Origin of the sequence: Actinomadura vinacea (assembly GCF_039532545.1) — a bacterium.
Lineage (GTDB): Bacteria > Actinomycetota > Actinomycetes > Streptosporangiales > Streptosporangiaceae > Spirillospora > Spirillospora vinacea.
This window is the reverse complement of the sequence record NZ_BAAARW010000011.1, coordinates 303294-324315: the sequence shown is the minus strand read 5'-3', so window position 1 is coordinate 324315 and position 21022 is coordinate 303294. Positions and strand designations below refer to the sequence as shown.

The 21022-nt window shown below is 70.5% G+C and carries 16 protein-coding genes and 3 tRNA genes; 7 read left to right on the top strand and 12 right to left on the bottom strand.

The genetic code is table 11. The annotated features are described in order from the left end of the window. Nucleotides 1-61: 61 nt before the first annotated feature. Complete coding sequence (locus tag ABD340_RS13195) at nt 62-3826, bottom strand: glycoside hydrolase family 2 TIM barrel-domain containing protein (RefSeq protein ID WP_344589157.1); 3765 nt, start codon at nt 3824-3826, stop codon at nt 62-64. 173 nt (nt 3827-3999) lie between these two features. Beyond that, on the bottom strand, nt 4000-5100 hold the full coding sequence (locus ABD340_RS13190) for an ROK family transcriptional regulator (protein ID WP_344589156.1): 1101 nt from the start codon (nt 5098-5100) through the stop codon (nt 4000-4002). Nucleotides 5101-5302: 202 nt separating this feature from the next. Between ABD340_RS13190 and ABD340_RS13185 the strand changes: the two genes are divergently transcribed. Beyond that, nucleotides 5303-6643 (top strand): Gfo/Idh/MocA family protein, encoded by a 1341-nt coding sequence (locus ABD340_RS13185; protein WP_344589155.1) that lies wholly within the window; start codon nt 5303-5305, stop codon nt 6641-6643. A 9-nt stretch (nt 6644-6652) separates the two neighbouring features. On the opposite strand, the gene ABD340_RS13180 is transcribed toward ABD340_RS13185, so the two are convergent. Beyond that, a complete protein-coding gene (locus tag ABD340_RS13180) occupies nt 6653-7927 on the bottom strand; it encodes an RNA-guided endonuclease InsQ/TnpB family protein (RefSeq protein ID WP_344589153.1) in 1275 nt (424 codons plus the stop codon). A gap of 165 nt (nt 7928-8092) precedes the next feature. On the opposite strand from ABD340_RS13180, the gene ABD340_RS13175 reads away from it, so the two are divergent. The 3 genes from ABD340_RS13175 (at nt 8093) to ABD340_RS13165 (ending at nt 10845) form a co-directional block, all read left to right on the top strand. Next, nucleotides 8093-8263, top strand: coding sequence for a hypothetical protein (locus tag ABD340_RS13175; protein ID WP_344589152.1), 171 nt, complete (start codon nt 8093-8095; stop codon nt 8261-8263). 112 nt (nt 8264-8375) lie between these two features. Further along, nucleotides 8376-9965: an alkaline phosphatase D family protein gene (locus ABD340_RS13170; RefSeq protein WP_344589151.1), complete on the top strand. Its 1590-nt coding sequence runs from the start codon at nt 8376-8378 to the stop codon at nt 9963-9965. A gap of 4 nt (nt 9966-9969) precedes the next feature. Further along, the gene (locus ABD340_RS13165) at nt 9970-10845 is read left to right on the top strand and encodes a polysaccharide lyase family protein (RefSeq protein ID WP_344589150.1); all 876 of its coding nucleotides are present in this window, start codon (nt 9970-9972) and stop codon (nt 10843-10845) included. Between the two features lie 65 nt (nt 10846-10910). Here ABD340_RS13165 and ABD340_RS13160 read toward each other — a convergent pair whose 3' ends face one another. From ABD340_RS13160 to ABD340_RS13125, 8 genes are all read right to left on the bottom strand, one after another. Then, nucleotides 10911-11765, bottom strand: coding sequence for a hypothetical protein (locus ABD340_RS13160; protein WP_344589148.1), 855 nt, complete (start codon nt 11763-11765; stop codon nt 10911-10913). 87 nt (nt 11766-11852) lie between these two features. After that, nucleotides 11853-12104 carry a DUF5990 family protein gene (locus tag ABD340_RS13155; protein ID WP_344589146.1) on the bottom strand — a complete coding sequence of 84 codons (252 nt, stop codon included), beginning with the start codon at nt 12102-12104 and terminating at the stop codon, nt 11853-11855. 206 nt (nt 12105-12310) lie between these two features. Then, a complete protein-coding gene (locus ABD340_RS13150) occupies nt 12311-14146 on the bottom strand; it encodes a glycoside hydrolase family 3 protein (protein WP_344589145.1) in 1836 nt (611 codons plus the stop codon). A 251-nt stretch (nt 14147-14397) separates the two neighbouring features. Continuing rightward, the gene (locus ABD340_RS13145) at nt 14398-15546 is read right to left on the bottom strand and encodes a PRC and DUF2382 domain-containing protein (RefSeq protein ID WP_344589143.1); all 1149 of its coding nucleotides are present in this window, start codon (nt 15544-15546) and stop codon (nt 14398-14400) included. A 234-nt stretch (nt 15547-15780) separates the two neighbouring features. Further along, nucleotides 15781-15853 (bottom strand) — tRNA-Arg (locus tag ABD340_RS13140). Between the two features lie 16 nt (nt 15854-15869). Further along, nucleotides 15870-15942 (bottom strand) — tRNA-Met (locus ABD340_RS13135). Between the two features lie 4 nt (nt 15943-15946). Then, nucleotides 15947-16032: transfer RNA gene (locus ABD340_RS13130), tRNA-Ser, on the bottom strand. A 394-nt stretch (nt 16033-16426) separates the two neighbouring features. Continuing rightward, nucleotides 16427-16696, bottom strand: coding sequence for a sigma factor-like helix-turn-helix DNA-binding protein (locus tag ABD340_RS13125; protein WP_344589142.1), 270 nt, complete (start codon nt 16694-16696; stop codon nt 16427-16429). A gap of 209 nt (nt 16697-16905) precedes the next feature. Between ABD340_RS13125 and ABD340_RS13120 the strand changes: the two genes are divergently transcribed. Next, complete coding sequence (locus tag ABD340_RS13120) at nt 16906-17565, top strand: TetR/AcrR family transcriptional regulator (RefSeq protein ID WP_344589141.1); 660 nt, start codon at nt 16906-16908, stop codon at nt 17563-17565. A 94-nt stretch (nt 17566-17659) separates the two neighbouring features. After that, the gene (locus ABD340_RS13115) at nt 17660-18466 is read left to right on the top strand and encodes an SAM-dependent methyltransferase (RefSeq protein ID WP_344589140.1); all 807 of its coding nucleotides are present in this window, start codon (nt 17660-17662) and stop codon (nt 18464-18466) included. Here the strand turns inward: ABD340_RS13115 and ABD340_RS13110 are convergent. Further along, the gene (locus tag ABD340_RS13110) at nt 18463-19017 is read right to left on the bottom strand and encodes an NUDIX domain-containing protein (RefSeq protein ID WP_344589139.1); all 555 of its coding nucleotides are present in this window, start codon (nt 19015-19017) and stop codon (nt 18463-18465) included. The genes ABD340_RS13115 and ABD340_RS13110 overlap by 4 nt on opposite strands. Nucleotides 19018-19220: 203 nt before the next feature. Between ABD340_RS13110 and ABD340_RS13105 the strand changes: the two genes are divergently transcribed. After that, on the top strand, nt 19221-20882 hold the full coding sequence (locus ABD340_RS13105) for an AMP-binding protein (protein ID WP_344589138.1): 1662 nt from the start codon (nt 19221-19223) through the stop codon (nt 20880-20882). Nucleotides 20883-21022: the final 140 nt, after the last annotated feature.

The following is a 21022-nucleotide window of genomic DNA, read 5'->3' as shown; positions in this document are numbered from 1 at the left end:
CGACCCTGGTCAGGGCTGCCGTCCGGCCCGCCGCTGGTGGCGGCGGGCCGGGGGACGGGGGTCAGCCGGGGGTTGTCGTGCGGGCCTCCTGGGGGGTCAGCGGGCGGAGGATGGTGGTGTACGAGTAGGTGCGGTCCGGGCGTACCTGGTACTCGGGACGGACGGGGTTGGGGGTGTCGCCCACGCCGGTCACGGCATGGTTCACGTGCAGGGTGTTCCAGCCCTTGTTGCGTTGCCGGGCGAAGGGGTAGAGGGCGCGGTCCAGGTCGTCGTACTGGGTGGCGCTCACTTCCAGGTCTCCGCCTACCAGGAGGCCTGCGCGGCCGTCGGTGAGCATGGCCCAGCGGACGTCGTCGTGGTTGCCGTAGTCCTGTGGGCGGTAGTAGGAGACGTACTGGTCGTCCAGGGAGGAGGACCAGACGCCCATGCGGGTGCCGTCCTTGCGGTCGTTGTAGTTCTCCACCGGGCCTCGGCCGTACCAGGCGAGGGTCTTGAAGCGGTCCGGCATCTTGACGGTGTAGCCCACGCGGGCCAGGTAGGGCAGGGAGCGTGCGCTGCCCTGGGGCACCACCTGGTGGCTGAGCTCGACCTGGCCGGACCCGTCGATGGCGTAGGTCGTGGTCTGGTCGAAGGAGGCGTTGCCGGTGCCGGTGACCTTGCTGGGGATTTGCACGGTGACCTTGGACGGATCCCCCGTGACGGTGATCTGGCCCGGGGTGGTGGTGAGACGGTCCAGGCCGGCCTTGCGCCAGTCCTCGCCTTCGGCGCGGCCCCAGGTGTAGGTCTCGTTGCTGATGGGCGGGCGCCACACGTCGAGCTCCGGGCCGGTACGGATCAGTTCGGTGCCCTTGTAGCGCATCGAGGTGATGGTGCCCTTGGCGAAGACGTACCGGAAATCGCGTCCGGTGACGATGACGTCGTCGCCGTTCCGGGCCGTCTTCACGGTTCCGGTGGGCGTCTTCTTCACGCCGGGGACGGTGGAGCCGCCTGCGGGGAACTGGCCGAAGCCGACCACGTGCCCGGACGGGGCGTACCAGGTCTTCTCCTTGAGGACGACGTCCACGCTCAGCCAGCGCTCGTTCTCGGACGGGGCGGACGGGATCGTCACCTGGGTGGAGCCGCCCGGCGGCAAGGAGAGCGGCTGGGTGCCCGAACGGACGGTGCGGCGGCCTTCGGTGTAGCGCCAGCGCAGTTCCAGGTCGGAGGTGCCGCTGAAGGAGCGCTCACTGGTGACCGCCACCTGCCCGCCCGCGCGGGTGACGCGGATGGGTGAGTGGACCCAGGCGAGTTGCGCAAGTTCGGGCTGGAGGTAGCGGTCGGTGCCGACCAGGCCGTCCACTCCGGAAAGGCTCTGGCCGTTGGAGAGGAACGTGCCCTTCTTTTGGAAGTCGTCGAAGTCGAGGGCGAGGACGGCGTCCTTGGCCGGGTCGGCTCCCGTGGCCATCTCGGAAGGTGACAGGGCACGCCCGTAGATGCGGACGTCGTCGATGGTTCCCTTGGCCATGCGGCCTTTGTAGTTGTCCTGCATGGTCCCGGAGTTGCGGCCGATGTTGACGTCCCCGGACGACCAGTCGATGTTCCCCGTGTACGGGACCCGGGCGGCTTCACGCCCGTCGACGTAGAGGCGCAGTGCGGCGCCGTCATAGGCGCCTGTGACCCGGTGCCAGGTGTCGTACCAGTTGGACGGTACGGGCGCGCGAACGGTGCGCCATGTACCGCCGCTGTAGATGTAGAACTCCAGGGTCGTTTCGTTCGACATCTTGAGGCCGTACTGGTGGTCGCCCTTCGTCATGATGGTGAAGTCGCCCGTCCAGGGGCGGGCGGGTTTCACCCATGCGTCGAGCGTGACGGCATTCCCGGTGAGGTCGAGTTTGCGGTCGCGGTAGACCTCGACGAAATCGTCCAGGCCGGAGAAGTAGAGGGCTTTGCCTTTGTGGCCGTCGACCGTCTTGGGCATGCCCTGGAGCCAGGCCATGATGTTGTTGCCCGAGGCGTCGGGTGTGGTGATGAGGGGGTGCCGGATGTTGCCCTCGGCCCAGTCCCATATGAAGCCGCCCTGTACCTGGGGGTGGCGCCGGACGACTTCCCAGAATTCGCGGAAGTTGCCCAGGCTGTTGCCCATGGCGTGGGCGTACTCGCCCATGATGATGGGTTTCCGGGTGGACGCCGCCTGCTGTTCGAGCCTGGCCGGGGTCGGGTAGCGCGGGCCCCACACGTCCGCGAAGGGGGCGTCACCGTCGGGGCTGTTGCCCTGGTGGTAGAGGGGGCGGGTCGGGTCGGTCGCCCGCGCCCATTCGGCCATCTTGGTGTGGGCTGCGCCCAGTCCCGCTTCGTTTCCGGTGTCCCAGAGGAAGACGCTGGGGTGGTTCTTGTCGCGGGCGACCATCGCCTGGAAGCGTTCGAGGAAGGCCTTCTGCCATTCGGGACGGTCCGCGAGGCAGTCCTGCGGGTCTCCCGCGGGTTTCGTGCAGTCCTCGTAGTTGTGGGTCTCGATGTCGACCTCGTCATCGATCCACAGCCCCCGTCTGTCGGCGAGTTCGTACAGGTAGGGGTCGGACGGGTAGTGCGCGGTGCGGATCGCGTTGATGTTCAGCCGCTTCATCAGCGCGACATCGGATTCCTGCCGCTGCCGCGTCTGGTGCCGTCCGGTGTCGGCGTCGGTCTCGGGACGGTTCACGCCCTTGATGAGGATGCGCTTGCCGTTCACCAGGACCTGTCTGTCCCTGATCTCGATCTCGCGGAAGCCGACCGTCTCGCTGGTGGTGTGGGTGACCTTTCCGGACGGGTCGGACAGCTCCATTCGGAGCGTGTAGAGGTCGGGCGTCTCGTCGGTCCATTTCGCGGGGTTGGAAATGGGTGCGCTGAGGCGGAGCGTCGCGGTGCCGCCGGTGACGGACGTCTTTCCGGAGAAGGTCTTCACCGGACGGTTCCGGGCGTCCAGAAGGGTCGCCTTCACCGTGTGGTCGCCCTGGGTGCCCTGCTTGCTCGCGAGGGTGAGGGTGGCGTTGAGGGTCGCGTCCCGGTAGGCGGGGTCGAGGTCGGTGGTGATCGCGGCGTCGCGCACGTACGTCTTGGGCGTGGAGTAGGCCCAGACGGAGCGGAAGATGCCGCTGTACCGCCACTGGTCGACGTCCTCCAGGTAGGAGCCCGCGCTCCACCGGTGCACCTGGACCGCGACCGTGTTGCGGCCGGGACGCGCATGGTCGCTGATGTCGAACTCGGCGGGCGTGTAGCCGCCCTGGTCGTAGCCCGCGTACTCGCCGTTCACCCACACGAAGTAGGCGCTGGTGACGCCTTCGAAGCGGAGGAACGTGCGCCTGCCGTCCCAGTCCTCGGGGATGTCGAAGGTCTTGACGTAGGCGCCGGTCGGGTTGATGTCGCGCGGCGTCCTGGGCGGGTCGTCCGGCCACACCTCGGTGGGGATGTTGCGGAACACCGGGTGGTCGAGCCGGTCGCTCTGCCAGGTGTGCGGCACCTTCACCTCGGACCAGCCGGAGGTGTCGTAGTCCTTGCCGTAGAAGCCGGCGGGGACCTCGCCGGGGCGTTCGGCCATCTTGAGCCGCCACTCGCCGTCCAGGGTGCGGGTCCAGCGGCGGGCGTCGGCGGGCCGCAGGACGGAGTGGGCGGGTTCCTGGCCCTCGGCGATCATCTGCGGATCGTCCAGGTAGGTGTAGGCGTCCGGTGGCGGGGCGAGGCGGGGGGCGGCCGTGGCGGCGCCCTGGAAGAGGGTCAGGACGAGCGCGGCGATCGCCAGGACGGCGATCGCCGGGCGGCCCCGGAAGCCTGGCGGGAGCGGGGAGCGCGGGAGCGGAAAGCGTGCGGGCATGGGACGCGGCGCCTCCTCACGGGCCGCCCCCTGACAAGGCCCGAAACAGCGGTGAACGGACGAGGTTAACCTCTATCCCTGGGACGCTAGGCGGCGCCTGGGACCCCGTCAACGCTCCTCGCCCGTCTTGATCAAAACCTGCCGAACCCCGCCCCCGCCCGGTACTCGGTCCGCTAGTCGATGCGGAAGAGGCCCTCGTCGATCCGGTCCAGGGCGAGCCGCACCGCGCCGAGCCCGACGGCCTCGTCGCCGAGCGTGGACGCCTCGATGCGGACCGGGGTGAGGCACAGCGGCCGCACCCGCCGCCGCAGCTCGTGGATGAGCCGGTCGCCGGCCCGGGTCATCGCGCCGCCGACGACGATCATCTCGGGGTCGATGGCCAGGGCCATCGCCGCGACGCCCCGGCTCATCCGGGCGGCGAGCCGCTCCAGCAGGGCGACCGCCTCGGGGTCGTCGAGCTGCGCGGCGGCGAGCACCCCCTCGACCTCGGCCTCCCCGGGCCCGAAGCGGCCGATGGGCGCGCCGGTGAGGGCGGCCATGGTGTCGCGCAGGCCCAGTTCGGGCAGCATCCCCACCTCGCCCGCCGCACCGGACCTGCCGCGGTGCAGCCGGCCGCCGATGATGGCGCCGACGCCGGTGTGCAGCCCGGCCAGCACGCAGACCACGTCGTCGGCGTCCTGGGCGATGCCGCGCCAGCGCTCGGCCATGGCGGCGAGGTTGGCGTCGTTCTCCACGTACACCGGGCAGGGGAAGGAGCGGCTCAGCTCGCGGCCGAGGTGAAGGCCCTGCCAGTCGGGGACGACGGTGCAGAACACCACCGAGCCGTCGGGGGCGACCACGCCGGGGGTGCCGGCGGCCACCGCCCACAGCGAGGCGCGCTCGATCCCGGACTCGGTGAGGCAGGTCTTGACGGCGGCACGGACGGCGCCGAGCCGTTCGGCGGCGTCCCAGCCGACGTCGAGGTCGGCGCGGTGCGAGCCGATGACCTCGCCGTTGAGGTCGGCGAGGAAGAGCTGGACCCGGTGCGCGTCGATGTCGAGCCCGAGGGCGTGGCCGGCGTCGGCGCGGAAGCGGTAGCGGCGGGCGGGCCGGCCCAGGCCGGTACCCGAGCGCGGGGCCACCTCGGTCACCAGGCCGCGGTCGGCCAGCTCGGCGACCACGCCCTCGGTCGTCGGGCGGGACAGCCCGACCTGCCGGGCCAGTTCGCTGAGGGTGGGCTCGCCGCCGGCGCGCAGCGCGCGCAGGGTGGCGGCGGAGTTGAGCCGGCGGAGCACCGAGGGATCGCCCCCGTGCAGGGAGCTCCCTGCCTTGCCGGAAGGCGCGGGGGGTCGGCCCCCCTCGAAAGGTTCGGACACGTCACCTCTTGTTTGAAATCGGCCCTTGACAGGGACGGGCGGACCGACGACATTATTGCCAAACTACTTATGAAATGTCCCTTCGTAAAGGGACGTCGCAGCTCAGAGGGCAGGTGACGGGTTGGACGCGGTCGACACCACGGGGCCCGCGGTCGCGGTCGTGGGGGCGGGACTGCGCGGCGCCACCTACGCGCGGCGCGTGCGGGCCGCCGGCCGCGGCCGGGTGGTCGCGGTGGCCGAGCCGGATCCGGTGCGGCGCGAGCGGTTCGCCGCCGAGCACCGGATCCCGCCCGAACGGGTCTTCGCGGGCTGGCGCGAGCTGGTCGCCGCCGGCGAGTCCGGCGGCCGGCCGGCCGACGGTGTGATCATCGCGACCCAGGACGCCGAGCACGCCGAACCGGCGGTGCGGCTGGCCGGGCAGGGCTACCACATCCTGCTGGAGAAGCCGATGGCCACCACGGAGGCCGACGCGGAACGAGTGGTCGCCGCCGCCGAGCGCGCGGGGACCATGCTCGCCGTCTGTCACGTGCTCCGTTATACGCCCTACACCCGCGCGATCCGGCGGCTGATCGAGGACGGCCGGATCGGGACGCCGATCAGCGTCCAGCATCTGGAACCGGTCGGCTGGTGGCACCACGCCCACTCCTACGTGCGCGGCAACTGGCGCCGGGAGGACGAGTCCGGCCCGATGCTGATGACCAAGTCGGTGCACGACATCGACTGGATCATCCACGTGATGGGCGAGCGGCCGTCCCGCGTCGGCTCGTTCGGGCGGCTGTCGCACCTGCGCCCCGCCAACCGCCCGGCCGAGGCCGCCGACCGCTGCCTGGACTGCCCCGTCGAGCAGAGCTGCGCCTACTCGGCCAAGCGGCTCTACCTGTCCTGCCTCGGCGACGCCGGGCTGGAGACCTGGCCGCTGGGCGCGATCACCCACGACCTGACCGAGGAGGGGGTGCTGAAGGCGCTGCGCGAGGGCCCGTACGGGCGCTGCGTGTACGCCTGCGACAACGACGTGGTCGACCACCAGGTGGTGAACATGGAGTTCCCGTCCGGGGCGACCGGGACCTTCACCGTGACCGCGTTCTCCCCGTACGCCCAGCGGCAGACCCGGATCTTCGGCTCGGCCGGCTGCATCGAGGGCGACGGCGTGCGGATCTCGCTGCGCGACTTCGTCACCGGCGGGCTGGAGACCTTCGACACCGGGCCGGGCGGCGAGCACGAGGCCTCCGACGGCCGGCACGACGCGGCCGACGAGGCGCTGGCCGACGCGTTCGTCGAGGCGCTGGCCACCGGCGACCCCGCCCCGCTCAGCTCCAGCGGCCGGCAGAGCCTGGACTCCCACCGGGTGGTGTGGGCGGCCGAGCGGGCGCGGCACACCGGCACGGTCGTCCACATCCCCGCCGGGCAGGGCGAACCCGCCGGCTCCCCCCACTCCCCCGCGAAAGGTACCGGGAACCGATGACCAGGAAACTCATCGCCGGAGGCGCGGCCGGCTGGTCAACGAGCAGTCGTTGACGTCCTTCCCTGTCTGAAGGCGGGGAAGTCCACGGGTCGCCCCGTGGGTTTCCTGCTTCACTGCCGACCGCCCCGTCCGAGAGGACTCCCGTTGAGGTCTTACACCGGCTCCACAGGCCGACACCGCCCGTCCGGCGGCCAGAAGGTTCTTGGCGGCGTTCACGTCCCGGTCATGGGACGCACCGCACCCGCACGTCCAGATGCGAAGGTTCAGCGGCATCGTGTCCCGCACGGTGCCGCACTCAGAGCACAGTTTGGAGGAGGGAAACCAGCGGTCGACCGCAATCACCTCACGGCCGTACCAGGCTGCCTTGTACTCCAGCAGGCCCCGGAAGTCGCTCCAAGCCGCGTCGGAGATGGCGCGGGCGAGACTGCGGTTCTTGACCATGTTACGGACGGCCAGGTCCTCGATCACGATCGTTTGGTTCTCACGAACGAGCCGAGTGGTCAGCTTGTGCAGGTGATCACGCCTGCGGTCGGTGATCCGGGCATGGATCCTGGCGACCCTCCGTCTGGCTTTGGCGCGGTTGGTCCCCTCGCCTCTGGCCTTGCGGGACAGTTCCCGCTGGAGCTTGGCGAGCCGCTCCCGGTCGCGCCGCTCGTGCCGGGGGTTGGCGATCTTCTCCCCGGTGGACAAAGTCAGCAGGTGCTCCAGCCCCGCATCCACGCCGACCGCGTTCTGGTTCGCCGCCAGCGGCAGGACAGCGGGATCTGCCACCAGAAGGGATACGAACCAGCGCCCAGCCGCGTCCTGGGACACCGTCACCGTGGACGGCTGCGCGTCCTCGGGCAGAGGGCGGGACCACACGATGTCCAAGGGCTCGGCCATCTTCGCCAGCGTCAGCCTCCCCTCCCGGAACCGGAACGCACTGGTCGTGTACTCCGCGGACCTGCGGGACTTCTTCCGGCTCTTGAAGCGCGGGTATCTGGCCCTCTTGGCGAAGAAGTGGGTAAAGGCCATCTGCAGGTGCCGCAAGGCCTGCTGGAGGGGAACCGAGGACACCTCGTTGAGGTAGGCCAGGTCCTCGGTCTTCTTCCATGCCGTCAGCATTACCGAGGTGGCGTTGTAGTTCACCCGCTCCTGACGCAGCGTCCACGCCTCGGTGCGGGCGGCCAGCGCCAGGTTATAGACCTTCCGCACGCACCCGAACGTCCGGGCAAGCTCTGCGGCCTGCTCGGGCGTCGGGTAGAAGCGGTACTTGAACGCCCGCTTCACATGCACGGTCGACATGCCCACAAGCTAGCAACATCAGCTTGCAAAACTCGGGTGTTCGGGTGTTCGGATGGTGGACGCCGCTTCGCGTTGGCGACCAAACGGTTGTCTCTGCTCTGATCCGCAGGGAACCTGATCCGTCCCAGCCTGAAGTGAAGATTGGGCTCTCCTCGAAGATTCCAAATGAAGACCGCCAACGTCATCGTCGCCCAGTTCACCGGACAGCACGGATACGACCAGCCGTTCGGCACCCAGATGGCGGCCGGGGTCGTCGTCACCGTTCCGCTGGTGCTGGTGGTGCTGGCCTTCCAGCGCCGCATCGTCGCCGGCCTCACCTCCGGCGGTCTCAAGTGATCCCACCGCTGCTCATCGCGGGTTGATCCGCAGGACGGGTCCCGTCCACCCACTGTGCCCAAGATTCCTCCAGTCACCCCCGAGCGGGGTCCTATCCCTCTGGAGTACACGCATGAGATCCCCCCTGCCCGCCCCGAGACGCCGGTCGTTCCTGGCCATGACCGGTGTCAGCGCCGCCGCGTTCGCGGTCGGCACCGGTCACGCCGCCGCCGAGGAGAACGCCGGCGGCAAGGTACCGGCCGACCCGTTCGCGCTGGGCGTCGCGTCCGGTGACCCGCTGCCCGACGGCGTCGTGCTGTGGACGCGCCTGGCGCCCGTCCCGCTGGCTCCGGACGGGCACGGCGGCATGCCGCTGCGGCCCTACACCGTCCAGTACGAGGTCGCCGAGGACGAGAAGTTCACCCGCGTGGTGAAGCGAGGGCAGGCCACGGCGACGCCCGAACTGGCGCACTCCGTCCACGCGGAGGTGCACGGGCTGCGTCCCGGCCGGGAGTACTTCTACCGTTTCCGTGCCGGTTCTGAGCTGAGCCCTGTGGGACGCACGAAAACGGCGCCCGACCCTAAGGCGATGCCGTCCGGGCTGCGATTCGCCAGCGCGTCCTGTGCCGCCTGGTACCACGGGCACTTCACGGCATACGAGCACATGGCCAAAGAGGACCTCGACCTGGTCTTCTTCCTGGGCGACTACATCTACGAGTACGGCATCACCCAGACCAACATGTGGCGCGAGGGCGTTCCCCTGCCCGGCCCAGAGCACGCCGTCGAGATCCAGACCCTCGAGCAGCACCGCTTGCGGTACGCCCTGTTCAAGGCCGACCACAACCTGCAGGCCGCGCACGCCAACGCGCCCTGGATCTTCACCACCGACGACCACGAGGTGCAGAACAACTACGCCGACGAGTGGTCGGAGACGGGCATCCCGCCCGCCGACTTCATGCGCCGCCGGGCCGTGGCGTACCGCGCCTTCTACGAGAACCTGCCGCTGCGCAGCGTGATGCGTCCCGAAGGCCCCGACCTGGCCCTCTACCGGCGCTACCGGTGGGGACGCCTCGCGCAGATCGACATGCTCGACAACCGGCAGTACCGCGACGTCTACCCGGCGGGCGCCGTCATCGACAACTCCCCCGAACGGCACGACCCGCGCCGCACCATCCTCGGCGCCCGCCAGGAGAAGTGGCTGTACGACGGCCTCGGCAAGTCCGACGCCACCTGGAACCTGCTCGGCACCGGCGTCGTCATGGCCCAGATCGACCGCGACACGGGCGCGGGCGAGCTCTACAGCAACGACATGTGGGACGGCTTCCCGGCCAACCGCGACCGGCTCTGGTCCGCCTTCGCCCGGCACAAGATCGCCAACCCGGTGGTGCTGTCCGGCGACATCCACCGCCATGTCGCCGCCGACCTGAAGGCCGACTGGAAGGACCCCGGCTCCCGGACGATCGGCACCGAGCTGGTCACCGGTTCGATCGGCTCCGACGGCGACGGCGGCGAGACCGACTCGCTGGCCCCGATCTGGCTGGGCAACCCGCACGTCAAGCTCTACAACGCCCGCCGCGGCTATGTGAGCTGCACGCTCACCCCGGACCGGCTCACCTCCGAGTACAAGACCGTCGCCTACGTCCGCCAGCCCGGCGCCCCGGTCAGCACCGCGGCGCGCTTCGTGACCGAGGCCGGCCGGCCCGGCCTGAACCGAGAGGTGTGACCCGATGACCACCCTCAGCCGCCGATCCGCCCTCGGCCTCACCGCCGGGCGCGGTCCGCGTCCAGTGGAGCGCCTGCGCGCCGCCAGCGAGATCGGCCGGATCCGTCTCACCTGGAAGGGCGAGGCATACGAACCCCTGGTCGACCACTACGCCGTCTACGGCTCGAAGTCGCCCGGCTTCGCCATCGGCCCGGACACCCTCATCGGCAAGACCGTCTACGGGTTCTTCGTACACGACCGTATGGGCGGACGCCGCCAGGACTGGCACTACCGCGTCGTCGTCGTGGACGCCGCCGGTAACCGCAGCCGCCCGTCCGCGGAGATCTCCGCCCACAGCGCCGAGTCGGTGACCGTCTCCGGCAAGGCTCTGGCCACTGTAGGGAACTTCGACCACAAGACCCTGGAGCTCGCACTGGCCCCCGCGGGCTACGCCCAGTACCGGACGCGGTTTCCCAACGGGCCCGACTACACCTACGGGAAGAGCAGCCCGGGGGCGGACTGGGCCTACATCCAGCCCGGACCGTCCGACTCCTGGGCGGGGAGCAAGGCGAGCCGGGCCACGTTCCGCTTCCCCTTGGAGAGCGTCCCGACCGGCGAGACGTGGCTGGCCATCTGGCTCGTGGACACCCACGCCTCCCTCGCCGGCACGATCAAGCTCGCGCTCAACGGCACCCCGGTGCGCGAGGTCAAGCTGGAGAACGGCGGCACGAGGGGCTCGCTGGAAGGCGACGCAACGCTTCCCGGTACACCGCTCAAGCCGTCCTATGTCGAACTGCCCCTCCCCGCGGCCGCCCTCAAGGCAGGGGAGAACGTCCTGACCATCGACAAGCAGATCGGCTCCTGGCACGTCTACGACGCCCTGGGCGTCTTCACGCGCTGAGCACATGAAAGGGGTGGCCGAGAGACCCGGCCACCCCTTTCATGTGAGTACGTCGTGAGACGCCGTCAGTACGTCCAGCTATGGCGAAGGTCGGCCTGCCACCCGTTGTTCGGGAAGTAGTTGTGGATGATGAAGGCCGGTCCCATCCCCTTGGCGAAGATGTTGTCGCGGTCGTGCCGCAACTCCAGCGGCCCGCCCACCGTGCCGCCGTTGCCGGGGTTGTTGTCCTTCCAGACCTCGTACTGCTTGATGCAGGTCTGGTTCTGGAAGTAGCGGTTGGCGCACGTGGGCGCGGACGGCGGGAACCACACCTGCTTGTGGTAGAAGTCCACCGGCGTGCCGTTCGGGACCTGGATCTGGCCCCACGCCTCCATGCAGTACGCCTGCGGCTGGATGTTCCACTTCACGTAGTGCTGCTTGCCGCCGGCCGAGGGGATCGGCTTCATGTTCTGGCAGTTCACGTCACCGATCTGCTCTTTGGTGACGCGCTGCTTGAGCATGCCCTCGTTGTTGCCGTAACCGTCCAGCAGCACCCACTGGCCGTCCGGGCTGCGCTCGAACTCCTCCCAGTTGGCGGGCGGCCACTTGTCGGGATCGCCCCACTTGATGCGGGACACGTTCTGGCTCTGCGGCTCCCAGGCCCACTGGTTGCGCCAGGAGTCCGCCCAGAACTGCCCGGCGCTGCGCTCGAACATGCGCGAGTAGTCGCCGTAGGTTCCCAGCAGGGCCCGAGTCCCGGGCGCCACGCGCGCGGACTTGAAACCGGTCGCGTTGCGCACGCCGGGCCGCGGCTTGGCCGTGGCGCCCGCCGCCTTCGCGGTGCGCGCCTCGTCCCCCGTCTGGGACGACACCGCCACGGCGGTGCCCGTCAGAGTGGTCGCGACGACGGCCGCCAGGGCCGCCTTCGTCCAAAGTTCCATGCTCCCCCTCTCAAGATCGAGGAGGCACGCTATGAGGAGCGATCACGGAATGTCAACGAAAATGACGATGGGTACGTCAACAGACGATCAACGCTCGGCGGACCAGTCGACCAGCGGCGGACGGACGGCCGCGCGGACCTCCGCCCCTTCGCCGTCGAGCATCAGCTTCGCCCGCCGGAACATGCTCGCCGAGGGGGCGTCCCCCGGATGGAGGTCCAGCAGCTCGCCGGGACGGCCGCGCCGCTGGACCCCCACATGGATACCGTCATGACCGGGGAAATCGTCGCCCGGCCCGCACGTACGGCCGGGCAGCTCAGTGGCCTCGATTCGGACCCTCATCCGTCCATCGTGCCCCAAAGCCGGATTCCCAGGGTGTGTCTCGAAGTGGCCCAGGCACGCGCGAGTGCGCTGGCTGCCCGGTGGGGCGATGCCGGAGGCGAGCCTCACCGGGCAGATCGCGAAGCGATGTCGCGCTCGCACCAAGCACGGTCAGGGCGCGAGCCGCCAGGCGAGCGCCCTGGGCCGGGATTGCAAAGAAACACGGCCTACCGGCGGTAGGTCAGGCCGTAGCCGAACGGGAACAGCGGCGCCTTGCCGTCACCGCGGTTGATCGGCTGCTGGTCGACGCTCTTCATCCAGGTCACCGGAAGCTTGCCGGTCGGCCGGGTGACGCCGAAAAGCACGTCGGCCACGCCCCGCCCCTCGGTGCCGGGCAGCCACGACGCCAGCAGCGCGTTCCACTTCGGCAGCTGCGCGGAGACGTCCAGCGGCCGGCCCGAGACCAGCACCACGATCACCGGCACGCCCGAGGCGCGCAGCCGCTCGATCGTCTGCAGATCGGCCTCGTCCAGCCCCATCGCGCCCGGCCGGTCGCCCATGAACTCGGCGTACGGCGTCTCACCGACCACCGCGACCGCCGCCTTGTACGAGCCGTCGATCCCGGTGCCGTCCTTGCTGTAGGTGACCGTGCTGGACGGGCCCGCGGTCTGCTTGATCCCCTGCAGGATGGTCGTGCCCGGCGTGATCGGCCCGGACGAGCCCTGCCAGGTGATCGTCCAGCCGCCGGTCTGGTTGCCGATGTCGTCGGCGTTCTTGCCGGCCACGAAGATCTTGTTGTCGCGGCGGTCCAGCGGGAGCACGTTCCGGTCGTTCTTCAGCAGCACCTGGGAGCGGGCCACCGCCTGCCGGGCCAGCGCGCGGTGCTCGGCACTGCCGACGGTCTTCAGGTAGCGGCGGTCGGTCAGCGGCCGCTCGAACAGCCCCAGCTCCACCTTCTTGGTGAGGATCCGCCGGTTGGCGTCGTCGATCCGCGACATCGGCACCCGGCCGGCCTCGACCTCGGCCTTGAGCGTCTCGATGAACCGCTTCCAGTCGGCGGGCACCATCACCATGTCGATGCCCGCGTTGATCGCGGTCCGGACCTCGGCCGGGGTGAAGCCGGGCTGCCCGTCGATCTGGTCGATCCCGTTGTAGTCGGAGATCACGAAGCCGGAGAAGCCCAGCTCCCGCTTCAGCACATCGTTGATCAGGTACCGGTGGCCGTGCGTCTTGACGCCGTTCCACGAGCTGTAGGTGATCATCACCGAGCCGACGCCGCGTCGCACCGCGGCCCGGAACGGCGGCAGGTGGATCTTGCGCAGCTCGGCCTCGGACAGCTGGGTGTCGCCCTGGTCGGTGCCGTTGGTCGTGCCGCCGTCCCCGACGTAGTGCTTGGCCGTGGCCAGGATCGACGTCGGCCCGCCGAGCCGCCGCCCCTGCAGCCCGGTCACGATCGTGGACATCTGGGCGGGCAGCTCGGGCACCTCGCCGAACGACTCGTACGTGCGGCCCCACCGGTCGTTGCGGGCCACGCACAGGCAGGGTGCGAAGTCCCAGTCGACGCCGGTGCCGGCGACCTCCTCGGCGGTCGCGGCGCCGATCCGGCGGACCAGCTCGGGGTCGCGGGTCGCGCCGAGCCCGATGTTGTGCGGGAAGATCGTCGCGCCGACCACGTTGTTGTGGCCGTGCACGGCGTCCACGCCGTAGATCAGCGGGACGCGCTGCGGGGTCGCCAGCGCGGCCCGCTGGAACCCGTCGTACATGTCCGCCCACGACTCGGGGGTGTTCGGCGTGGGCACCGAGCCGCCGCCCGACAGCAGCGAACCCAGCCGGTACCGGGTGATGTCGTCGAGGGTGACGTTCTGCCGCTCCGGCTGCGTCATCTGGCCGATCTTCTCGTCCAGGCTCATCCGCGCGAGCAGGCGTTCGACCCGCTCCTTCACCGGGCGCCCGGCATCGAGGTGGGCGGCGCGGGTGTCCGCCGCGGCGCCGCCCGCCGCGGCGGACACCGCGAGGGCGGTCAACAGGCCGAGTACGAGGGACCGGGGTGGGCTGCGGTGCATCGTCGCCTCCGCTCAGGGCATGGGGGTCGGCGGATTTGTGTTCCGCCCCAACAAAAAGCAACGTAAGTCGTTCACGGCGCCGCGACAATACCCGTGAGCGTCTTGCGTCCCGAGGTTGGAGCGAACCGCCCGTGTCCCCCGCGTACCGGTGCGTAACGCCGTCCACGTGGGACGCCGTGCGTCCGCCCCGGTCCCGGGCACGCGAAAGGCCCCGGCCGGATCGGGCCGGGGCCTCGCCTCACCGCGCGCCGCTACCGGCGCTCGTGGCGGCCGGCGGGACGCGTCTCGCGTCCCGCGTCGAAGTCGCTTTCGCGGCCCGTCTCGTGCCTGCCGGGCGTCCTGCCCTCGGCGCCGTCGTGGTCGATGTCGATGCGCTCCTTGCGGATCTCGTCCCGCACGGTCTGCTCGCCCGCGACGCGCTCGGCGTGCACCCGGATCCGCTCCACCGGGACGGTCTCCTTGGTGACCACCGGGCGCTCCTCGTGCAGGATGAGCACCCGCTCCTCCTGGTCGCCGATCTGGAACCGGCCGCGGCCCTCGCCCTCGGCGATCGGCTCCCGCTCGATCCGCAACTCCTCGCGGTAGACCGGGACGGTCCGCTCGACCTGCTCGATCTCGATCCGCTTGCGCAGCCTGACCCGCTCGGCCTCGTGCCGCTCGGTGCCGACCCGCAGCCGCTCCTCCGACAGGGTCAGCTCGATCATGCCGTCGTCGGCGGCGCCCCGCATCGTGCCGCGCTCGCCGGCCACCCGGCCGTGCGCGCCGTGCATCTGCTCGGTCTTCGAGCGCTGCTGCTCGGGCCGCGGCAGCCCGGCCCTCGTGTCGGCCTTGGCGTCGGCCTTGGAGTCGGCCTTGGCGTCGGCCTTGGAGTCGGCCTTGGCGTCGGCCTTGGAGTCGGCCTTGGAGTCGGCCTTGGAGTCGGCCTTGGAGTCGGCTCGGGCCGTCGACTCGCCCGCGACCCGCCGCGCGGGCTCGGCGGGCATGCGGCCGCCTGACTCCTGGTCGGGGTCGGGCGCCTCCTGCCGCTTCTGGGCGGTCTGTGCCTGGGTGCGTCCCTCGCGAGCGGTCCCCACCTGGTCGGGTACGGCCGCGCGCAGCCCGTAGTAGCGGTAGAGATCGGCGACCTGCTCGCGGGACAGATGCTGGTCGGCGTCGATGGCGGGAGCGTGCTTGACCTTGTCCTTCTCGTAGGGAACCTGGAGCGCGTCCCCGGTGCGGCGGGCGTCGGCCAGCGGGACGAAGCTCTCCCGCGTGCCGAACCACCCGGTGTGCACTCTGACCCATTCCGGTTCGCCGGAGACGTCGTTCAGATAGATCTGCTTGACCGTCCCGACCTTGTGCCCCGAGCTGTCGGTCACGTCGCAGTCCATCAGGTCCTTGATACTCGTCTGCGTCTGCACGCGAAAACACCCCCACTGACGATCCTGTGGACGGGCGGACCCCGTCCGCGCGCGGCCGGCGGAGGTGGAACCGCGGCGACGCCCCCCGCCGAGCGGGGCTTCCCCCGTACCCGTTACCCCGATTCCGGAGTTGTCTGACTACTACCTGTGTCTCCGCTTACGACCAGGGTAAACACGGCGATCAGACGAGGAGTTTTGTAACTTTTGAGGGAATTGTCCGCATTGCGACCTGGGCGTCTCCGGCAGGACTCGAACCTGCGGCCTTCGGGTCCGCAACCCGACGCGCTCTCCACTGCGCCACGGAGACATGCTTTTCTCTTACGTAGCGGGTGTGGGAATCGAACCCACCTGAAGCGGTTTATGAGGCCGCCGAACGCACCAGCGTTCCTACCCGCCCGGGCGGAGGGTGCGAGATTCGAACTCGCCCAGAGTCGCCCCTGACGACGGCTTAGCAAGCCGCTGCCTTACCTGCTCGGCCAACCCTCCGGGAAAAGAAGAACCGCCCTCACGGAATCGGGTTCCGAGGGCGGCCGGTCGCGGCGAACGCGCTGGTCACATACGTCGCAGAGGGCTCCTGGAACCGAGGGGGCGCTGACTGCGCCCGCCGCGCATTCGGCTGCGTCGCATGGTCCCGCTCCTCTCTCGGCTCGCTTGGTACGCCTTCCACACTGCCAAACCCGATCCGTCCCCGCAAACCCTTTTCACAGCGAAGACCGCCCGGCGCGGGCGGCCTTCGCGGTGTCACTCGCTGAAATCGCGCCGCGGGAGACCTTCTCCCATGCCGCGAACTCCGCGCGCCCCTTTCCGAGGCTCGCCGCGACGCCGTCGGCGGCGTCGACCCGCTCGTGCGCAGCTTCGCCGCGCCTGACCTGGGCGAGAGCTAGCGCCCGGGTTCCGGGGTATCGAGCGCCACTCTGAGAGCGCGCAGCGCATGGTAGACGCGGGTCTTCACCACATCGACCGGGATGCCCAGCGACACGGCGGCCTCGTTGACCGACCGGTCGCGGAAGACCGTCTCGTTGAGGATCTCCCGGTGCGCCGAGGGCAGCGCCCGGAAGGCCCGGACGACGCTCACCGGGCGCACTCGTTCGCCCGGCATCCCGGGGAGGTACGAATCGGTGTTCTTTCCGGATCGCAGTGCCACGTCCATGAATTTCGCACCCCGATGCCGCCGAGGACACCCACTTATGCCGTGCTTAAGGAAGCGTTGAGGCCCCGGTGCTCCGGCACGGTTCGGAGCCTCCGCCGAATCCGCTTCGTCCGGCGCCCGCCGAGCGCCCCGACAGGGCCGTCTACGCCGGAATGAAGCTCGTCGAGGACGTCAAGGCTCGAACGTCCATGACTCGATAGGATGTGGCGATGGCGACAGGCGGCGCCGCCGACGCGGCGGCGGATCGGCGGCTTCCGGCGGTGGCCCGGGGTGACGGGCTCGCCGCGATCATGCGGTCCGCCCGCGAGATCTTCGCCGAGCGCGGCTACCATGCCGCGTCGATCCGGGACATCGCCAAGGGCGCCGGATTGAGCCTGTCGGCCCTGTACTACTACTACGCCGGCAAGCAGGAGCTCCTGCACGCGCTGCTGGAGGACGCGCTCGCGGACTGCTTCCGCAGCTGCGAGCAGGCGCTGGACGCCGCCGGGGACGATCCGGTCGCGCGGCTGGGGGCTTTCGTGCAGGCCACGGTGGAGTACCGGGTACGGCGCCCGGTGGACAGCCTGCTCGGCCTGCGCGAGATACGCAATCTGGAGCCCGAGCGGCTGGAGCAGTTCGTCGAGCGGCGCGACGCACTGCCCCGGCTGCTGGGGGAGATCATCGGCGACGGCGTGGCGCGCGGCGTCTTCGGCACGCCCTACCCCGACGAGGCGCAGCGGGCGATCCTGGCGATGTGCAACGCCGTCGCCCAGTGGTACCAGCCGTCCGGCGACCTGACCGTCACCGACCTGGTGGACCGGTACGTGTACCTGTCGCTCACGCTGGTGCAGCACCTCCCGCCCGCCCGCAAGGCCCCGTCCCACGCCTGAAGCCGGTGGCGGCACAGAGCGCGGCGCGGGCTGTTTCCCGCGGTCGACAGGGGAACGATGACGGAAGGTGGCAGGCACTCGAAAGGCGTCCACGATGAGCGGTGCACGTGGGGAGGGCCCGCGGCCCGAATTGAGGACCGACCGGCCCCATTCGGCCCGCATCTGGAACTACTGGGTCGGCGGAACCGACAACTATCCCGCCGACCGGGAGGCGGGCGACGCGGTGGCCGGGCTGGTGCCGGGGATCGTGGAGGCGGCACGGGCGGCGCGGGGCTTCCTGGTGCGGGCCGTCACCTACTTCGTGACCGAGGCCGGGATCCGGCAGTTCCTGGACATCGGCACGGGGCTGCCCACCGAGAACAACACCCACGAGGTGGCGCAGCGGCTGGCGCCCGAGTCCCGCATCGTCTACGTCGACAATGATCCGCTGGTGCTGGTGCACGCGCGGTCGCTGCTCACCGGCACGCCCGAGGGGGCCACCGACTTCGTCGACGCCGACGTGCGGCGTCCGGACGCGATCCTGCAGGCCGCCGCCGGGACGCTGCGCCTCGACGAGCCGGTGGCGCTGATGCTGCTGGGGATCCTGAACCACATCCTGGACGACGACCAGGCCCGCATGGTGGTGCGGAGCCTGATGGACGCGCTGCCGCCCGGAAGCCACCTGGCGATCAGCCACCCGACCGCGGACGTGCACGGCGAGGCGATGCACGAGTCGATGCGGCAGGTCATGGAGCGCGGCGGCACGCCCATCGTGGCGCGGTCGCGGCGCCGGTTGGAGGAGCTCTTCGAGGGGCTGGAGCTGCTGGAGCCCGGCGTGGTGGCGTGCTCGCGCTGGCGTCCCGAGGGCGGCGGGGAGCCCCCGGAGGTGGCGGAGTTCTGCGGCGTCGCGCGCAAGCCCTAGGTCAGGACGCCGCCTTCCTCGTGCAGCAGCAGGAGGGTGTAGGCGGCCAGGCTCGAATCGTCGGTGATGAGGCCCTCGCGGATGCGGTGCTTGAACTCCTCGCGCGTCACGAAGCACTGCCGCATGTCCTGTTCCTCCGGTTCCCGCGCGGTCTCGCCGGGTTCCAGGTCGGTGGCCAGGAAGACGTGGAAGCCCTGGCTGCTGATGCCGTGGGCGCCGTGCAGGTAGCCGAGCCTGGTCAGGGTGCCCGCGCGGAAGCCGGTCTCCTCGGCCAGTTCGTGCCGGGCGAGGTCTTCGGGCGTGCCGGACCGGCGGTCCGGGTAAGATCCCTGCGGGAAGTTCCACGTGCGGCGCCCGATCGGATAGCGGTATTCCTCAACCATGTGGAAACCGCCGTTCTCCGCCGGGATGACCACGGTGAAGTCGCTCTTGTCGATGACGCCGTAGATCCCGCGCGAGCCGTCGAGCCGCTCGATCTCGTCCTCGCGCACCGCCATCCAGCGGTTTTCGTACACCACCCGGGAGGACACCGTCCGGATCGCCGGTTCCATCGTCGACACCCACTCCTCGCTCGCGGTCTCCGTCGGATCCAATACGATCATGCGGTGCGCGCGGATCGCGCGGCCGGCGGGACACGCGCAGCGGATTGATGATTAAATCCACCGGTATGTGGCCCTCGTCACAAAGATCACTTCCGTGGCTGCGGTGGTATCAGCCGGGGGTTCCCGCAGATCTGTCCGTTCCGGACGTCTCCGTGCCGCGGCTGCTCGACGACGCCGCCGGGCGCCATCCGCGCCGGCCCGCGCTGCACTACTACGGCCGGACGATCGACTACCGGTCGCTCCGCGAGGCCGCCGACCGGTTCGCCGCGGGTCTGCACCGGCTGGGCGTGCAGCCGGGCGACCGCGTGGCGCTGATCCTGCCGAACTGCCCGCAGCAGGTGATCGCCTTTTTCGGGGTGCTGCGGCGCGGGGCGATCGCCGTCCCGCTCAACCCCCTGTTCACCGAGGAGGAGCTGCGCCACCAGCTCGCCGACTGCGGCGCCCGCGTCGCCGTCGTCCTGGACCGCGGCTACCCGACGGTGCGGGCGGCGCGCGACGGGCTGCCGCTGGAGCACGTCATCGTCACCTCGCTGGTCGAGCAGCTGCCGTGGACGAGGCGGCTGGCGCTGCGGCTGCCGCTGGTCCAGGCGCGGCGGTGGCGCGCCCTGCTGACCGCCGTGGTCCCGGACGAGCCGGGCGTGGTGCGGTTCGCCGAGCTGCAGCGGGCCCCGCACCAGCGGCTGCGGCAGCACCGCCAGCACCGGCTCGACCCGTCCCGGCAGCTGGCCGCGATCTGCTACACCGGCGGCACCGAGGGACGGCCCAAGGGCGCGATGCTGACCCATCGCAACCTGATCGCCAACGCCGCGCAGCAGCACGCCTGGGACACCGGGGTGCGGGACGGGGCCGAGGTGACGCTCGGGGTGCTGCCGCTGTTCCACTCCTTCGGCCTGACCAGCGCCATGATCGCGCCGGTGATGAAGGCCGGCGCCGTGGTGCTGCTCCCCCGCTTCGACCGCGACCAGCTGGTCAAGGCGATCCGCCGGCACCGGCCCACGATGTTCCCGGGCGTGCCGACGCTGTACGACCAGGTGCTCGACAGTCCGCGGCTGCGCCCGTCCGACCTGCGCGACCTGCGCGTGTTCATCTCCGGCGCGACCGACCTGGGCGAGCGCACCCTGGCCCGGATCGAGGCGCTGGGCGGGCACCGGCTGATCCAGTGCTACGGGCTGACCGAGGCCGCGCCCGCCGTCACCGCCAACCCGATCGGGCCGTCCGCCCGCAACCTCACGGTCGGGGTGCCGCTGCCCGGCACCGACGTGCTGATCGTCGACCAGGAGCAGCCGACCCGGGTGCTGCCGCCCGGGGAGCCGGGGGAACTGGTCGTCCGCGGCCCGCAGGTGTTCGCGGGGTACTGGAACGCTCCGCTGGCCACCGCCCAGGTGCTGTCCAAGGGCTGGCTGCGCACCGGTGACATCGCCGTCATGGACGAGGACGGCTTCGTCAGCGTGCTGGAGCGGCACAGCGACATGATCAAGATGAACGGGTTCAGCGTGTACCCCACGGAGGTGGAGGAGGTGCTGCGCCGGCACCCCGCCGTGCACGAGTGCGCGGTGACCGGCGAGCCGGACGAGCGGTGCGGCGAGCGCGTCATCGCGCATGTGGTGGAGCACCCCGCCTACCCGTTCTCGGCCGACGAGCTGCGCCGCCACTGCGAGCGGTACCTCGCGCACTACAAGGTGCCCGCCGAGTTCCGGCCGCGTCCCGACCTCCCCCGCAACCTTCTCGGCAAGGTGCTCCGCCGTCGCCTCCGGGAGGACCCGGCCGCCCCCGCCACGGCCGCACCGGCCCCGCGCGCCCGCAGCGGCCTCTGACCGGGGGACGGTGTCGACGGCGCGTGAGACGCGGCGCGGGGGCCTCGCGTTGACGCGCTGACCGCTAGCGGTTGAGCCGCTGGCCACGTTTGGACCGATCCGTCCTAATACGACGGAAATGCTTCATCGTTCCGATCAAA

Bases quoted from the DNA above. Each gene is read 5' to 3' on its own strand.
- ABD340_RS13110 (WP_344589139.1), bottom strand. From the start codon at position 19,017: ATGGAACCGGCGATCCGGACGGTGTCCTCCCGGGTGGTGTACGAAAAC.
- ABD340_RS13160 (WP_344589148.1), bottom strand. From the start codon at position 11,765: ATGGAACTTTGGACGAAGGCGGCCCTGGCGGCCGTCGTCGCGACCACT.
- ABD340_RS13175 (WP_344589152.1), top strand. From the start codon at position 8,093: ATGAAGACCGCCAACGTCATCGTCGCCCAGTTCACCGGACAGCACGGA.
- ABD340_RS13125 (WP_344589142.1), bottom strand. From the start codon at position 16,696: ATGGACGTGGCACTGCGATCCGGAAAGAACACCGATTCGTACCTCCCC.
- ABD340_RS13170 (WP_344589151.1), top strand. From the start codon at position 8,376: ATGAGATCCCCCCTGCCCGCCCCGAGACGCCGGTCGTTCCTGGCCATG.
- ABD340_RS13195 (WP_344589157.1), bottom strand. From the start codon at position 3,826: ATGCCCGCACGCTTTCCGCTCCCGCGCTCCCCGCTCCCGCCAGGCTTC.
- ABD340_RS13115 (WP_344589140.1), top strand. From the start codon at position 17,660: ATGAGCGGTGCACGTGGGGAGGGCCCGCGGCCCGAATTGAGGACCGAC.
- ABD340_RS13180 (WP_344589153.1), bottom strand. From the start codon at position 7,927: ATGTCGACCGTGCATGTGAAGCGGGCGTTCAAGTACCGCTTCTACCCG.
- ABD340_RS13150 (WP_344589145.1), bottom strand. From the start codon at position 14,146: ATGCACCGCAGCCCACCCCGGTCCCTCGTACTCGGCCTGTTGACCGCC.
- ABD340_RS13155 (WP_344589146.1), bottom strand. From the start codon at position 12,104: ATGAGGGTCCGAATCGAGGCCACTGAGCTGCCCGGCCGTACGTGCGGG.
- ABD340_RS13120 (WP_344589141.1), top strand. From the start codon at position 16,906: ATGGCGACAGGCGGCGCCGCCGACGCGGCGGCGGATCGGCGGCTTCCG.
- ABD340_RS13165 (WP_344589150.1), top strand. From the start codon at position 9,970: ATGACCACCCTCAGCCGCCGATCCGCCCTCGGCCTCACCGCCGGGCGC.